A 14892-nucleotide genomic window follows, 5' to 3' on the forward strand; every position below is an offset into this window, starting at 1 on the left:
ATCGGGGCTCTCCTTCGGGAGGGCCCCTTTTTTTATCCCCGCCCGAACCGCTGCCCCAATCCGGTCAGCAGTTCATATTGCGACACGCCCGATGCGGCGGATGCCGCGGCCAGGTCATAGTCCATCGCCAGCCAGTCGCCCTCGGCCAGATCGGGTCTGGCGGTCACGTCGACCGCGACCAGATCCATCGATACCCGGCCGAGCACCGGCAGGACCACACCGTCCGCGCGTGCCGCCCCCAGGCCCGACAGCGCGCGGCGATAACCGTCGGCATAGCCCAGGTTCAGGATAGCGACCTCGGTATCGACGGGGGCGGTCCAGGTGGCGTTGTAGCCGACCGTCTCGCCTGCGGGGACCAGGCGGCGCTGCAGGATCTGCGCCTCGGGCCGGGCGACCTGCCGCAGCGGTCCGGCCATGTCGGGGCGCGGAATGCCGCCATAGAGCGCCAGCCCCGGCCGGGTCAGGTCGAAATGATAGTCGGCGCCCAGCCCGATCCCCGCCGAATTGGCCAGGCTCATCCGGCGCGCGCGCGTCCGCCCCTTCAATCCGGCAAAGGCCGCCTGCTGGCGCGCATTCATCGGCACATCCTCATCGGCGCAGGCCAGGTGACTGATCAGCGTCTCGATCGCCAGCCCGTCGAGCAGGCCGTCGGCCACCGCCTGCACCGACACGCCCAGCCGGTTGATCCCGGTGTCGACCATCACGTCGCACGCGCCGCCGCCGCCCTCGCGCCACCGCGCCACCTGTTGGGGGGTGCTGAGCACCGGACGCGCGAACCCCGCCATGGCCGCGGCCATGTCCTCGGCGCGCAGGCCGTGCAGGACCGACAGGGTGAGGCCCAGCGGGGCGAGCGCCAGCGCCTCGGCCCAGTTGGCGACGAAGAAGTCGCGGCATCCCGCCCCGGCTAGCGTCTGCGCCACCAGCGTCGCCCCCAAGCCATAGCCATTGGCCTTGACCGCCGCGCCGCACGCCGCCGTCCCGCTCATCCGGTCCATGGCCTGCCAGTTGGAAACAAGCGCATCGCGATCGATACGCAGGCGAAGGGGGGCGGGTATTTCCATCACGTTGCGGGCTTTAGGCCGCATTGGCGGGAGGGAAAAGGCGCGATGGGTTTTTCGCATGTAGCGCCCCGACCGGCCTTACGCGGGCGAAGGCGACGCTATGCACTTTTTGCAGGCGGCTCCTGTGGAATAGCGATTCCCTTGGCCTTCGACTTCGCTCAGGCTGAACGGTGGTTTTTCAGGTCGGATCGAGATTCACCATTGCTTCCTCTTCCCTCTCCCCTGGACAGGGGAGAGGGTTAGCGGAGCTTGCCAGCCTGCTGGCTAGCGCAGCTTGGGTGAGGGGTCGAGCGAGCCCAAAGGCTCGCGCGCTGCGCGCATCCACCCCTCACCCAGCTCCGACTAAGCCTTTGCTCTCGCAAAGACCAAGTCTGCGCAACCCTCTCCCCTATGCGAGGGGCGAGGAAAGGAATGGCGATCGGCCCTAGCGCAGCGTGCGGATGATGCCGGAGAAGTCGACCGACGGCTGCCCCTCGCCGACGAACGCGGTGTAGAGCTCGGCCGCGCGCTCGCCCATCGGCGTGGTCGCGCCCGCGTCGCGTGCGGCTTCCATCGCCAGCTTCAGGTCCTTGAGCATCAGCGCCGCCGCGAAGCCGCCCTGATAGTCGTGATCGGCGGGCGTTTCCGGCCCAACGCCGGGCACCGGGCAATATTTGGTCATCGACCAGCTCTGCCCCGACGACACCGAGGCGATGTCGTAGAAGGTCTGCGGCTCCAGCCCCAACCTTTCCGCCAGCACGAATGCCTCGCAAGTCGCGATCATCGTCGCGCCGAGCAGCATGTTGTTGCAGATCTTGGCCGCCTGCCCCGCGCCATGGCCCCCGGCATGGATCACCGCCTGGCCCATCGCCGACAGGAAGGGCTCGGCGCGTTCGAAGGCCTGGTCGGAGCCGCCGACCATGAAGGTCAGCGTGCCCGCCCTGGCCGCCGCGATCCCGCCCGAGACGGGAGCATCGACCGCCATCATGCCCTTGCCCCGCGCCGCCTCCGCCACGCGTCGCGCGGTGGCGACGTCGATGGTCGAGCAGTCGATCAGGATCGCGGACGGCGGCGCGGCGGTGAAGACGGCGTCGGCATAGACGCGCTCGACATGGGTTCCGGCGGGCAGCATCGTCACCACCGCCTCGACGCCCTCCATCGCCGCGACCGCGCTGTCGACCGGCAGGCACCCCGCCGCCCGCGCCGCCGCCAGCGCGTCCGCCGACAGGTCGAAGGCGCGGACGTCATGCCCCGCCTTCGCCAGATTGGCGGCCATGCCGCCGCCCATATTGCCCAGGCCGATAAACGCGATCCGCGCCATGATGCTCTCCTATAATCTTCTTCTTTTAAGCCCCTCCCGCGGGCGGGAGGGGTTTGGGGAGGGCTAGGCCGCGACCAATGGTCTCGGTGAGACTCCCGGCCCTCCCCCATCCCCTCCCGCCTGCGGGAGGGGCGTGAGTCACATCAGCGGTTGGTCCAGTTGGGGCTGCGCTTCTCCACGAATGCGGCCATGCCTTCCTTCTGGTCGGCCGAGCCGAACAGGCCGTGGAACAGGCGGCGTTCAAACTGCACGCCCTGCGCCAGCCCCATGTCGAAGGCGGCGTTGACCATCTCCTTGTTGGCACGCACCGCGATCGGGGCCATGCCGGCGATGGTCGCGGCGGTCTTCAGCGCGTCCTCGACCAGATCGGCGGCGGGGACGATGCGCGCGACCAGGCCCGCCCGCTCGGCTTCCTCGGCGTCCATCATCCGGCCGGTCAGGCACATCTCCATCGCCTTGGCCTTTCCGACCGCATGCGCCAGCCGCTGCGATCCGCCCATGCCCGGCGTCACGCCCAGCTTGATCTCGGGCTGGCCGAACCTGGCGGTGTCGGCGGCCAGGATGAAGTCGCACATCATCGCCAACTCGCACCCGCCGCCCAGCGCATAGCCCGCGACCGCCGCGATGATCGGCTTGCGGACACGAGTGAATTCGTCCCAGCCGGAGAAATGGTCGCCGCCATACATGGCCGCGAAGTCCATTTCCTGCATCTCCTTGATGTCCGCCCCCGCCGCGAAGGCCTTGGGGCTGCCGGTGATGACGGCGCAGCGCTGTTCGGGATCGGCGTCATAGGCGCGCATCACCTCGAGCAATTCGGTCAGCAACTCGGCATTCAGCGCATTGAGCGCCTGGGGCCGGTTCAGCGTCACCAGCGTCACCGCCTCGCGGCGCTCGACGATCAGGGTGGTATAGTCGGTCATGCGGGCGTCCTCTTCAGCGGTCTTCGGGTGTCCAGGCCTGGGCCTCGGGCAGGGGGGCGAAGATATGGTCGATCATCGTGTCGGTCACGCCCTCGGGCGTGGCGGGGTTCCAGCGCGGCGCATTGTCCTTGTCGACGATCAGCGCACGAACGCCTTCGACGAAATCGGGACGCTGCACCACGCGGCTGGCGACGCCATATTCGCGGCGCATCTCCTCGGCGAAGTCGGTGGTCCGTGCCCCCTCGTGCAGCAGACGCAGCGACACCTTGCAGGCTTGCGGCGATTTGGTGCGCAAGATCGCCAGCTGCTGCGCGGCCCATTCGCCGCCATCCGCCGCCAGTGCGGCGACGATCTGCTCCAGCGTGTCGGCGGCGAACAGCCGGTCGATGTCGGCGGCATGGACCATGATCCCGGCCTCGGCCACGGGGGCGGACAGCCGGTCGAGCGTCGCGGCGATCTCCTGCGGGGCCGAGAGGATCGCGGCCTTGGCCTCCTCCAGCGCGGACGATGGCAGATAATGGGTGGCGAGGCCCAGCGCATGCGCCTCCGCCCCGTCGAGCCGATGCCCGGTCAGCGCCAGGAACACGCCCATCCGCCCCGGCAGTCGCGACAGATACCAGCCGCCGCCGACATCGGGGAACAGGCCGATGCCCGTCTCAGGCATGGCGAACCGGGTATTCTCGGTCGCGACCCGGAAGCGCGCGGGCGCGGAAATGCCGACGCCGCCGCCCATGGTGATGCCGTCCATCACGGCGACGATCGGCTTGGCATAGGTGAACAGCCGGTGGTTCATTCGATATTCGGCCCGGAAAAAGCCCCGTGCCGCCTCGCCGTCATTCGCTCCGCTTTCCGCGAGCAGGCGGATGTCGCCACCCGCGCAGAAGCCGCGCCCCTCGGCATGGTCGATGATGATCGCCTCGACCGACAGATCGCCGCGCCAGTCCTCCAGCGCGGCCAGCACGCCCTCGCACATCGCACGGGTCAGCGCGTGGATCGCCTTGGGCCGGTTGAGCCGCAGCCGCCCGACCGGGCCTTCGCGGGTGACGATCAGATCCTGGGTCATGCCGGTCCTTCTATCCTTTCCCGTTCCCCGGCGAAGGCCGGGGTCCAGTTGTGGCAAGCTATGAAGCGCGCCATCGGCTGCTTGGAAACTGGACCCCGGCCTTCGCCGGGGAACAGCTTAGTCTTTGAGCAACTCCCGACCAACGATCATCCGCATCACCTGGTTGGTGCCTTCCAGGATCGAATGCACGCGCAGATCGCGCCAGAAGCGTTCGATCGGGTAATCCATCAGATAGCCGTAACCGCCATGGAGTTGCAGCGCCCGGTCGACCACCGAGGATCCGGTATCGGTCGCCAGCCTTTTGGCCATGGCGGCGAAGCGCGTCTTGTCCGGCGCACCCGCCGTCACCTTGGCGGCGGCGAGATAGAGCAGCGCACGCGCCGCCTCCAGCTCGGTCGCCATGTCGGCCAGAGTGAACTGGGTATTCTGGAACTCTGCGATCGCTTTCCCGAACTGGCGGCGGTCCTTCACGTAAGCGACCGCCTCGTCCAGGCAGCGCTGCGCGCCCCCCAGCGAGCAGGCGCCGATGTTCAGCCGCCCGCCGTCCAGCCCCATCATCGCAATGCGAAAGCCCTCGCCCTCCGCGCCCAGCCGGTTGGCGACCGGCACGCGGACATTGTCGAACGTCACCTGCCGCGTCGGCTGCGAATGCCAGCCCAGCTTGCGCTCGTTCGCGCCGAAGGACACGCCGGGGGTGTCCTTGTCGATCACCAGGCAGGAAATGCCCTTGGGCCCCTCCCCCTCTGGAGTATTTGGGCCGGTGCGGACCATGGTGACATAGACCTCATTCTCGCCGCCGCCCGAGATGAACTGCTTGGAGCCCGTGACGACATAATGGTCGCCGTCGCGCACCGCGCGCGTCTTGAGCGCCGCCGCGTCGGAGCCCGAACCCGGCTCGGTCAGGCAATAGCTGGCCATGCGTTCCATGGTGACGAGATCGGGCAGATACCGCCCCTTCACGTCCGCATCGCCGAAACGGTCGATCATCCACGACGCCATATTGTGGATCGAGATGAAGGCAGAGGTGGAGGGACAGCCATAGGCCATGGCCTCCATGATGAGCGCCGCCTCCAGCCGGCCGAGCGCGATGCCGCCCGATTCCTCGGACACGTAGATCGCGGCGAAGCCCAGTTCGGCGGCTTCGCGAATCGTGTCGCGGGGGAAGATATGCTTCTCGTCCCATTCGGCGGCGAAGGGGGTGATGCGGTCGGCGGTGAAGCGGCGCGCCAGTTCCTGGATTTCGCGCTGCTCGTCGGTCAGGTCGAATTGGGTCATCTACGCTTCCATCTGTAAGCCCCTCCCGCAGGCGGGAGGGGTTTGGGGAGGGCAAGGAGTCTCACCGAGACCATCGCTCGTGGCCCTGCCCTCCCCCATCCCCTCCCGCCTGCGGGAGGGGCGTGCTTTTAGGCCATGGTGGGAATCACGAAGGCGTTGCCGCCATCGGGCGAGCCATCGGGCCAGCGCTGCGTCACGGTCTTCACCTTGGTCCAGAAGCGGACGCCCTCCATGCCGTGCTGGTTCACGTCGCCAAAAGCCGAACGTTTCCATCCGCCGAAGCTGTGATAGGCCACGGGCACCGGGATCGGCACGTTGATGCCGACCATGCCGACCTCGACACGCGCGGCGAATTCGCGCGCGGCATGGCCGTTGCGGGTGAAGATGGCGACGCCATTGCCATATTGGTGCTCGCTCGGCAGGCGCACCGCCGTCTCGAAATCGGGCGCGCGGACGATCTGGAGCACGGGGCCGAAGATTTCCTCGCGATAGCTCTGCATGGCGGGCGTCACCCGGTCGAACAGCGACGGGCCGATGAAGAAGCCCTCCTCATAGCCTTGCAATTTGAAGCCGCGCCCGTCGACCACCAGCTCCGCGCCCTCGTCCACGCCGGTCTGGATCCAGTCCTCGACCCGGCGCTTGTGCACGGCGTTGACGACCGGGCCGTAATGCGCCTGTGCATCGGTCGAGACACCGACCCGCAACGCATCGATCGCGGGAATCAGTTTTTCGCGCAGCGCATCCGCGGTTTTCTCCCCCACCGGCACGACGACGGGCAGCGCCATGCACCGCTCGCCCGCCGAGCCGAAGGCCGCGCCCGACAGGTCGGCGACCACCTGGTCCAGATCGGCATCGGGCATGACGATGCCATGGTTCTTGGCCCCGCCCATCGCCTGGACGCGCTTGCCCGCCTCGACGCCGCGCCGATAGACATAATGGGCGATGTCGGACGAGCCGACGAAGCTGACCGCGCCGATCGCGGGATGGTCCAGGATCGCATCGACCATCGCCTTGTCGCCGTGCACGACCTGCAGGATGCCCTCGGGCGCGCCCGCCTCGCGCATCAGCTCGGCCAGGCGGACGGGAACCGAGGGATCGCGCTCGGACGGTTTCAGAATGAAGGCGTTGCCGCAGGCGATGGCGATGCCGAACATCCACATCGGGATCATCGCGGGGAAGTTGAACGGGGTGATGCCCGCCCCGATGCCCAGCGGCATGCGCATCGAATAGACGTCGATGCCGGGCCCGGCGCCTTGCGTATATTCGCCCTTCAGCGCGTGGGGGATGCCGCAGGCGAACTCGATCACCTCCAGCCCGCGCTGGATGTCGCCTTTCGCATCGGCGATCACCTTGCCATGTTCGGAGGAGAGCAGATGCGCCAGCGCGTCCATATTCTGCTCGACCAGTTCCTTGAACCGGAACATCACGCGCGCCCGGCGTTGCGGATTGGTCGCGGCCCAGGCGGGTTGCGCGGCTTGCGCGGCGGCGACCGCCCGGTCGAGCAGCGCGGCATCGCCCAGCGGCACGCGCGCCTGCACCTGGCCGCTATTGGGGTCGAACACATCACCCTGACGGGTCAAAGCGGCGTCGGTCGCGGTCTGTCCACCGGCGACCACATGGTCGATCACGCGCATAGGCTCTCCTGTCGCGGGTCTGCTGCCCGACTCTAGGTCTTGTAATTATATTACTCGCGCGTGAAATCCAAGTCGGACCGTAACAAAAGCCGACCAGCGCCCCGCCGGAACGCCCCCGATGCGCGTCAGGCCGCCGGACGCCAGCGCCATGCAACCGCCGCCGCCGCCAGCGCGCCGATACCCGCGCCGTGCAACGCCGCCATGCCCCAAAAGGGATAGAGCCACGCGCCCAGCCCCGCCCCCGCGACGAATCCCGCCCAGAGCAGCGTATAGGGCAGCCAGCGCCACCGCTCGCGCCCCGCCACGGCCTGCGCCAGATGCTGGCCGATCTTGACCAGCGTGCCGGTCATGTAGGTGACGCCGATGCTGACCTCGCCGTCCCGCTCGAAGGTGGCGTTGGCCGCGCCCATCGCCACCGCCATCCCCCAGCCGAGCCGCACATTGAATCCCGCCAGCCCCAGCAGTAGCGCGACCAGCAGCAGCACCGCCGCCTGTCCGCCACGCGGCAGGACCAGGCGGATCAACGTGCCCCCCATCACCCCGCCGACGAACAGCGCGAGGAGCATGGCCAGCATCGCCACGCTCCCGTCCGCCGGACCGGGACGAACGAGATGCACGGCCAGCATCGTGCCGTTGCCGCTCATGAAAGAGACGAAATAACCGCCCAGATGCTGGAACCCGATCGCGTCGACATAGCCCGCGAGCAGCGCCAGCCCGATGGCCAGGGGCCAGGAACGTCGATCGGATCGGATCATGATGCGCCGTCATAAAGCCAGGCCGTGCGCGCGTCATGATCGTATTTCGCCGCGCATGGCCATCATCGGCCCCTATGGGCGCCTTCCGTCACTTTATTTTTATCTGTGGGGAGCAAAGCCGCATACGGGCCGTTGGCCCGGCTCACGCAGGGGATATCGGATGGCGGGTGCGCTGCTAGAGATATGGCTCACGATATCCGCTTTGTCGTCGCTGTCGATCGTCCTGATCGCGATCGGACATAGCGATATCGGCATGGAGCGGCACTTTCGCCTGCGCGCTGTCCGGAGCGGTCAACCCGCCCGCCGCAAGCGCCGGATGACGGCCGGACACTGACGATCCGCCGGGAAGGCCCCGGCGGCGGCAAATTTCAGAACAGGTGAAGCAGGCGGTCGAACAGGCCCGATTTGCGGTCCCGCATCGCCATATAGCGCGCGCGATCGTCGGCGGCGCGACGATACAAGGCATCCAGACGTTCCTCGCGCGGCAGGTCCGAAATCCGCGGTGGCGGTCTATGGCTGGCCATCTTCACCCTCCCTCAGTTGAGCCGTTCGATTCGAACGACGAACCGAAACTTTTGTTCCCTGCCAGGTGACATGCTGTTCATGACGCGTCCGCAATGACCAAGCATTTGAATAGATGAGGAAGATGCCAAGAACGGCATCGCCATCGATGCCGCAATGCCCGCACAGATGAACGTCTCGTAAGATTTCCGCAAGGAAAGCGTCAGAGCCTTGCCCGTATTGGCCGAAGCAATTCCGTTCCTTGCGCCGAAAGACTCCGATGCACGTCAATCCTGCCGACGCGACATTACCCGAAACCCGCCGCCTGTCCTCCGCGCAGCAATGGCGCTGGATCGGGATCGCCGCCGCCGTGCTGGTGGGTGCGCTGATCCTGATCACGGTGATCGGCAAGCTGACCCACAAGGAGGAAACGCCCCCCGCCCCGCCGCCGCCGGGCACGCTGCGCCTGTCCAGGGAACAGCTGGCGGCGATGCCGACGGTGCGCGTCGGGCTGGGCGCGTCGGGCGACCAGACCATGGCGACGGGCGCGATCACGGTCGATGCGACCCGCTCGACCCCCGTGCTGATGCCCTATGCGGGGCAGGTCGTGCGCGTGCTGGCCGAAGCGGGCCAGGCGGTACGCCAGGGCCAGCCGCTGCTGCAGATCAAGACCAGCGATTTCGTCGATGCGCGCTCGGGGCTGTTCTCGGCCCGCGCGGCCTATCAGAATGCGCAGGCGCAGCTGGTCGCGGCGCAGCGCAATGCCGACCGCCAGCAGCAAATCTATGAGACCGCGGGCGGCGCGCTGAAGGATTATCAGCAGGCCAAGGTCGACCTGACCGCCGCGCAGGCGACCGCACGCACCGCCGCCGCCTCGCTGGGTGCCGCGCGCGACAAGCTGGCGATCCTCGGCAAGTCGCAGGGCGAGATCAACCGGCTGGAGAATGTCGGCGAGGTCGCGGGCATCCACGACATCACCACGCTGCACGCCCCGATCAGTGGCGTCGTCGCCTCGCGCGATGTCGCGCCGGGGCAATATGTCTCGCAGGGCGGCGACAAGCCGGTGATGACGATCACCGACCCCTCGCGCGTCTGGCTGGTCGCGCAGGTGGCCGAGAGCGATGCCGAGAATGTCCGCGTCGGCGATCCCGTCGAGGTGACGACCCCCGCCATCCCCGGCCGCGTCTTCCACGCCACCATCGACCTGGTCGGTGCCGCGCTCGACCCGCAGACCCACCGCCTGCCGGTGCGCGCCTCGATCCCCAACCCCGACAAGGCGCTGAAGCCGCAGATGTTCGCCAGCTTCGCGATCCAGCATCGCGGTGCGGGTCAGGCGATCCGCGTCCCCGCCGCCGCCGTCATCCATGAAGGCGACGCGGCCCGCGTCTGGATCATGCGGCCCGACGGCCTGCTGGTCGCGCGCGACGTGACGACCGGCGACTCGGCCAACGGGCTCGTCACCATCACGTCGGGTCTGAAGCCGGGCGAGAAGATCGTCACCTCGGGCGCGCTGTTCGTCAACGAAGCGGGGATCGGCGAGTAATGAACCGCATCGTCGACTTTGCGCTGCGTCAGCGACTGCTGATCGTCGGCCTGTTCTTCGCGATGATCGTCGCTGGCGTCATCGGTTTCATCAACCTCAACATCGAAGCCTATCCCGATCCCGTCCCGCCGATGGTCGAGGTCATCACCCAGACGCAAGGGTTGTCGGCCGAGGAGATGGAGCGCAACGTCACCATCCCGATCGAGGTCCAGATGGCGGGCATCCCGCATCTGACCGCGATCCGCGCGATCAGCCTGTTCGGCCTGTCGGACATCAAGATCCAGTTCACCTACGACTATACCAACGAACAGGCGCGCCAGCAGGTCATCAACCGCCTGTCGCAGCTGCCGCCGCTGGCCGGTGGCGCGCAGCCGACGCTGTCGCCGACCTCGCCGGTGGGCGAGATCTATCGCTACCGCATCTCCGCGCCCAAGGGCTATTCGGTGATGGACCTGAAGACGTTGCAGGACTGGGTGCTCCAGCGCCGGTTCAAGCGGATTCCGGGCGTGATCGACGTCACCGGCTGGGGCGGCAAGCTGCGCGCCTATGACGTGGTGATCGACCAGAACCGGCTGAACGCGCACGGCGTGACCGTGTCGCAGGTGCTGGCGGCGCTGTCCAAGAGCGACGGCAATGTCGGCGGCCAGACGATCAACTTCGGCGAACAGGCCGCGATCGTGCGCGGCATCGGCCTGATCCAGTCGCCCGACGCGATCCAGAACGTCCTGGTCGGCCAGGCGGGCGGCCAGCCCGTGCTCGTCAAGGACGTCGCCACCGTCAAGATCGGCAACGCCCCGCGCATGGGCATCGCCGGGTATAATAACGACGACGACATCGTGCAGGGCATCGTCCTGATGCAGCGCGGTGCCCAGTCGATGCCGACGATCAAGGCCGTGCAGGCCGAGGTCGCCAACATCAACGACAGCGGCATCCTGCCCCCCGGCGTCCATCTGGAGCGGATCTACGACCGGTCCGACCTGATCAACCTGACCATCCACACCGTCATGGAAAACATGGTGGTCGGCATCCTGCTGATCTTCGCGCTGCAATGGCTGTTCCTCGGCAATCTGCGCTCGGCGATCATCGTGGCGGCCACCATTCCCTTCGCGCTGGCCTTCGCGATCCTGATCCTGGTGCTCCAGGGGGAGAGTGCGAACCTGCTGTCGGTGGGTGCGCTCGACTTCGGCCTTGTCGTCGATGCCTGCGTCATCATGGTCGAGAATATCTTCCGCCACATGGTCGAACGCTCGACCGCGGTGGAGAATGGCCAGGGCCGCTATACCCTGGCCAGCCGCTTCGGCGCGGTGCTGGGCGCCTCGTCGGAGGTCAGCCGCGGTATCTTCTTCGCCGCCGCGATCATCATCGCCAGCTTCCTGCCGCTGTTCACCCTGACCGGCGTGGAGGGGCATATCTTCGGTCCGATGGCCAAGACCTATGCCTATGCCATCACCGGCGGCCTGCTCGCGACCTTCACCGTCGCGCCCGTCCTCTCGACGCTGCTCCTGCCGGACAAGCTGGCCGAGACCGAGACGTTCATCGTCGGCAAGCTGCGTGCCGTCTATGAACCCGCCGCGTCCTTTGCGCTGCGCAACAAGATTGTGACGATCGGCGGCGGCCTGCTGATGATGGGCCTGGCGGTCGTCGGCGTGCGCTCGCTGGGCATCGAGTTCCTGCCGCACCTCGAAGAAGGCAATATGTACATCCGCGCCACCCTCCCCTCCTCGATCAGCCTCGAGGCGGGCGAGAAGGTGACCAACGAGGTGCGCAAGATCATCGCCAGCTATCCGGAGACCACGGCGGTGCTGTCCGCGCATGGCCGCCCGGACGACGGCACCGATGCGACCGGCTTCTTCAACATCGAGTTCTTCGTGCCGCTCAAGCCCTTCGACAGCTGGCCGAGCGGCATGACCAAGGAAAAGCTGATCGAGGAACTGTCGAGCCGCCTCGCCAAGAAATATCCGGGCGTCGACTTCTCCTTCTCGCAGATCATCGAGGATAATGTCGAGGAAGCCGCCTCGGGCGTGAAGGGCGCTAATTCGATCAAGCTGTTCGGCCCCGACCTCGTCACGCTGGAAAAGCTGGCCAACCAGATCAAGGCGCAGATGGCCAAGGTGAAGGGCATCGAGGATCTCGGCGTGTTCGAGATTCTGGGCCAGCCGACCGTGCGGATCGACGTCGATCGCGCCAAGGCCGCGCGCTATGGCCTGACGCCCGACGACATCAACCAGACGGTGGCCGCCGCCATCGGTGGCCAGTCGCCCGCCGACCTGTACGAACCCGGCACCGACCGCCACTTCCCGATCATCGTGCGGTTGAAGCCCGCCCAGCGCGACTCGCTGGAATCGGTGCGCAACATTACGATCGGCGCGCCTTCGCCCGACGGCAACGGGACCATCCAGGTGCCGCTGTCCGAAGTCGCCAACGTCAAGCTGACCAGCGGCGCCTCGTTCATCTATCGCGAGCATCAGGAACGCTATGTCCCGATCAAATTCTCGGTGCGTGGCCGCGATCTGGGCGGTGCGGTCGAGGAGGCGCGCGCGCGGATCAACCAGAATGTCCACCTCCCGCCGGGCTATCACCTGGAATGGGCGGGCGAGCTGGACAATCTGAAGAACGCGATCGCCCGGCTGGAGATCGTGGTCCCGATCAGCCTCGTGCTCATCCTGCTGCTGCTCTATGCGAACTTCGGATCGATGCGCGACAGCCTGCTCGCCTTCTCCGCGATCCCGATGGCGATCGTGGGCGGTGTGCTGGCGCTGGCCCTGACCGGCACGGCGTTCAGCATCTCGGCGGCGATCGGCTTCGTGGCCTTGTTCGGCATCGCGGTGATGGATGGCATCCTGGTCGTCACCACCTTCAACAACGCCATCGACGAGGGCGCCCCGCGCGAGAATGCGCTGGCCAACACCGTCAAGAACAGCCTGCGCCCGGTCGTCATGACCTGTCTGGTCGCCGCGATCGGCCTGCTGCCCGCCGCCCTGTCGCACGGGATCGGCAGCCAGGTGCAGAAGCCGCTGGCGCTGGTCGTCGTCGGCGGCATGACGCTGGCCCCCGTGCTGATCCTGCTGGTCCTGCCGGTGCTCATCAGCCGCTATTCGACCCGCCTGCCGCTGTCGCAGCGCAAGAAGAAGCATGATCCGATGGTCGACGACCAGGACGATACCACCATCTCCGACTCTGGGGTTCCGGCATGAAGCGTTTCCTGACCCTGCCGCTGCTGGCGTGCGTTTCGGCCAGTATCTCGGGCTGCGCCGTGGGACCGCATGACCTGGACGCGCATGCCAGCCTGCCGCCGCTGGCGCCTGCGCCGGTCATCGCACCCGCGACCGGCCCGGCGCAGACGGTGTCCGCCACTGTCGCGCCCCAATGGTGGCACGCCTTCGGCAATGCCCAGCTCGATGCGCTGGTCGCCGAGGCGCTGGCGCACAATAACGACGTGGCCGTCGCGCAAGCCTCGCTGAAGCAGGCGCAGGAACAGGCGCGGGCGACGCGCGGCTCGCTGCTGTTCCCGCAAGGGGGCCTGAACTATCAGGCGCAGCGGACCCGCGTGTCCAACGCGCTGTCGCCGGCGGTCGCCGACCAGAACCAGCAGCTTTATACGCTGCACACCGCGCAGGTCAGCGTGTCCTATGATGTCGACGCGTTCGGCGGGAACCGGGCGCAAGTCCGCTCCGCCGCCGCGCGCGCCGAGGTCGAGCGGCACCAGCTGGACGCGGCGCGGATGACAGTGGCGGCCAACCTCGTCACCGCGCTGATCGAGCGGGCGAGCTTGGCCGAACAGGTCGCCGCCGCGCAGACGGCGGTGCAGGTCAATCGCGACATATTGGGCGCGCTGCAACAGCGACAGCGGCTGGGCGCGGTCGGCGCGTCGGACGTGTCGACGCAGCAAGCCGCGCTGGCGACCGCCGAGGGCGCGCTGCCCCCGCTGGTCCGTGCCGAGGCGGCGCAGCGCACCATCATCGCGACGCTGATCGGCCGCCCGGCGGGCTCGGCGCTGCCGCCGCTGCCCGAGCTGGCGCAGCTGACGCTGCCGACCGAGCTGCCCGCCATCGTCCCCTCCGATCTGGTGCATCGCCGTCCCGACGTGCTGGCCGCCGAAGCCCAGTTGCGAGGTGCCGGGGCCGATGTCGGCGCCGCCATCGCCGCGCGGCTGCCCAGCATCCAGCTTTCCGCCAATGCGGGCGGCTCGGCACAGAATTTCGGCGACATGTTCAAGAGCGGCAATCCCTTTTGGGCGCTGCTCGGCGGGATCACCCAGCCGCTGTTCCACGCCAATGCGCTGCGCCACCAGCAAAAGGCGGCCGAGGCGGCGCTGGAGGGCGCCAAGGCGCAATATCGTCAGGCGGTGCTCCAGGCGTTCGGCGATGTCGCCGACTCGCTGACCGGCCTGTCCACCGACGCGCAGGCGCTGGACGCCGCACAGCGGGCGAGCAACGCGGCGGGCCAGGCGCTGACCTTCGCACGGCGGCAGCTGGCGCTGGGCGATGTCGGGACGTTGCAGTTGCTCAACGCCACCGCGACCGACGCGCAGGCCCGGTCGCAGCTGATCCAGGCCAAGGCGGCGCGCATGACCGACTCGGTCGCGCTGTTCCAGGCCGCCGGGGGGCCGGTCACGGGATCTTGAAGGTTTGGGGGGCGGATGAAGGAGTCCGCCCCCCAACTCACCTCCGTTCAGCCTGAGCGAAGTCGAAGGCCACGGGATTCGGTTCGCGCAGAGGCGCGGAGGACGCAGAGATCGCGTTCTTTGGGATAACGCCCCCCCTCAATGCTGCTCCGTTCCCCGGCGAAGGCCGGGGACCAGTTACTATATGCGCGGCGTCGGTGCGTGGGAGGCAAGAGC

12 protein-coding genes are annotated in these 14892 nt (G+C 67.7%); 4 read left to right on the plus strand and 8 right to left on the minus strand.

Annotation, left to right across the window (positions count from 1 at the left end):
• Positions 1 to 32: 32 nt before the first annotated feature.
• The 7 genes from alr to QE360_RS03565 all read right to left on the minus strand — a co-directional run bounded on the left by alr (position 33) and on the right by QE360_RS03565 (position 8008).
• The gene (gene alr / locus QE360_RS03535) at positions 33 to 1061 is read right to left on the minus strand and encodes an alanine racemase (protein WP_309699337.1); all 1029 of its coding nucleotides are present in this window, start codon (positions 1059 to 1061) and stop codon (positions 33 to 35) included.
• A 424-nt stretch (positions 1062 to 1485) separates the two neighbouring features.
• The gene (gene mmsB, locus QE360_RS03540) at positions 1486 to 2361 is read right to left on the minus strand and encodes a 3-hydroxyisobutyrate dehydrogenase (protein WP_309699340.1); all 876 of its coding nucleotides are present in this window, start codon (positions 2359 to 2361) and stop codon (positions 1486 to 1488) included.
• A gap of 143 nt (positions 2362 to 2504) precedes the next feature.
• The gene (locus QE360_RS03545; RefSeq protein ID WP_309699342.1) at positions 2505 to 3281 is read right to left on the minus strand and encodes an enoyl-CoA hydratase; all 777 of its coding nucleotides are present in this window, start codon (positions 3279 to 3281) and stop codon (positions 2505 to 2507) included.
• A gap of 13 nt (positions 3282 to 3294) precedes the next feature.
• Positions 3295 to 4344, minus strand: a complete 1050-nt coding sequence (locus QE360_RS03550; protein WP_309699344.1) for an enoyl-CoA hydratase/isomerase family protein — start codon at positions 4342 to 4344, stop codon at positions 3295 to 3297.
• Positions 4345 to 4461: 117 nt separating this feature from the next.
• Positions 4462 to 5619: an acyl-CoA dehydrogenase family protein gene (locus QE360_RS03555; protein WP_309699346.1), complete on the minus strand. Its 1158-nt coding sequence runs from the start codon at positions 5617 to 5619 to the stop codon at positions 4462 to 4464.
• Positions 5620 to 5747: 128 nt separating this feature from the next.
• On the minus strand, positions 5748 to 7253 hold the full coding sequence (locus tag QE360_RS03560) for a CoA-acylating methylmalonate-semialdehyde dehydrogenase (protein ID WP_309699347.1): 1506 nt from the start codon (positions 7251 to 7253) through the stop codon (positions 5748 to 5750).
• A gap of 125 nt (positions 7254 to 7378) precedes the next feature.
• Positions 7379 to 8008, minus strand: coding sequence for a YoaK family protein (locus tag QE360_RS03565; RefSeq protein ID WP_309699348.1), 630 nt, complete (start codon positions 8006 to 8008; stop codon positions 7379 to 7381).
• Here QE360_RS03565 and QE360_RS03570 point away from each other — a divergent pair.
• Positions 8007 to 8342 (plus strand): hypothetical protein, encoded by a 336-nt coding sequence (locus QE360_RS03570; protein WP_309699350.1) that lies wholly within the window; start codon positions 8007 to 8009, stop codon positions 8340 to 8342. The genes QE360_RS03565 and QE360_RS03570 overlap by 2 nt on opposite strands.
• Before the next feature lie 34 nt (positions 8343 to 8376).
• On the opposite strand, the gene QE360_RS03575 is transcribed toward QE360_RS03570, so the two are convergent.
• Entirely contained in the window at positions 8377 to 8532 is a 156-nt protein-coding gene (locus QE360_RS03575) for a hypothetical protein (protein WP_307102708.1), read from the minus strand.
• Between the two features lie 257 nt (positions 8533 to 8789).
• On the opposite strand from QE360_RS03575, the gene QE360_RS03580 reads away from it, so the two are divergent.
• Genes QE360_RS03580 through QE360_RS03590 form a run of 3 tightly spaced genes read left to right on the plus strand, consistent with a single transcriptional unit; the run spans position 8790 to position 14676 of the window.
• Positions 8790 to 10052, plus strand: a complete 1263-nt coding sequence (locus QE360_RS03580; protein ID WP_309699352.1) for an efflux RND transporter periplasmic adaptor subunit — start codon at positions 8790 to 8792, stop codon at positions 10050 to 10052.
• A complete protein-coding gene (locus tag QE360_RS03585) occupies positions 10052 to 13246 on the plus strand; it encodes a CusA/CzcA family heavy metal efflux RND transporter (protein WP_309699354.1) in 3195 nt (1064 codons plus the stop codon). Before QE360_RS03580 ends, QE360_RS03585 begins: the two co-directional genes overlap by 1 nt.
• Complete coding sequence (locus QE360_RS03590; protein WP_307102704.1) at positions 13243 to 14676, plus strand: efflux transporter outer membrane subunit; 1434 nt, start codon at positions 13243 to 13245, stop codon at positions 14674 to 14676. Before QE360_RS03585 ends, QE360_RS03590 begins: the two co-directional genes overlap by 4 nt.
• Positions 14677 to 14892: the final 216 nt, after the last annotated feature.

It is taken from the genome of Sphingomonas sp. SORGH_AS_0789 (assembly GCF_031453055.1).
Taxonomy (GTDB): domain Bacteria; phylum Pseudomonadota; class Alphaproteobacteria; order Sphingomonadales; family Sphingomonadaceae; genus Sphingomonas.

Bases quoted from the DNA above. Each gene is read 5' to 3' on its own strand.
- alr (WP_309699337.1), bottom strand. From the start codon at position 1,061: ATGGAAATACCCGCCCCCCTTCGCCTGCGTATCGATCGCGATGCGCTT.
- mmsB (WP_309699340.1), bottom strand. From the start codon at position 2,361: ATGGCGCGGATCGCGTTTATCGGCCTGGGCAATATGGGCGGCGGCATG.
- QE360_RS03545 (WP_309699342.1), bottom strand. From the start codon at position 3,281: ATGACCGACTATACCACCCTGATCGTCGAGCGCCGCGAGGCGGTGACG.
- QE360_RS03550 (WP_309699344.1), bottom strand. From the start codon at position 4,344: ATGACCCAGGATCTGATCGTCACCCGCGAAGGCCCGGTCGGGCGGCTG.
- QE360_RS03555 (WP_309699346.1), bottom strand. From the start codon at position 5,619: ATGACCCAATTCGACCTGACCGACGAGCAGCGCGAAATCCAGGAACTG.
- QE360_RS03560 (WP_309699347.1), bottom strand. From the start codon at position 7,253: ATGCGCGTGATCGACCATGTGGTCGCCGGTGGACAGACCGCGACCGAC.
- QE360_RS03570 (WP_309699350.1), top strand. From the start codon at position 8,007: ATGATGCGCCGTCATAAAGCCAGGCCGTGCGCGCGTCATGATCGTATT.
- QE360_RS03565 (WP_309699348.1), bottom strand. From the start codon at position 8,008: ATGATCCGATCCGATCGACGTTCCTGGCCCCTGGCCATCGGGCTGGCG.
- QE360_RS03575 (WP_307102708.1), bottom strand. From the start codon at position 8,532: ATGGCCAGCCATAGACCGCCACCGCGGATTTCGGACCTGCCGCGCGAG.
- QE360_RS03580 (WP_309699352.1), top strand. From the start codon at position 8,790: ATGCACGTCAATCCTGCCGACGCGACATTACCCGAAACCCGCCGCCTG.
- QE360_RS03585 (WP_309699354.1), top strand. From the start codon at position 10,052: ATGAACCGCATCGTCGACTTTGCGCTGCGTCAGCGACTGCTGATCGTC.
- QE360_RS03590 (WP_307102704.1), top strand. From the start codon at position 13,243: ATGAAGCGTTTCCTGACCCTGCCGCTGCTGGCGTGCGTTTCGGCCAGT.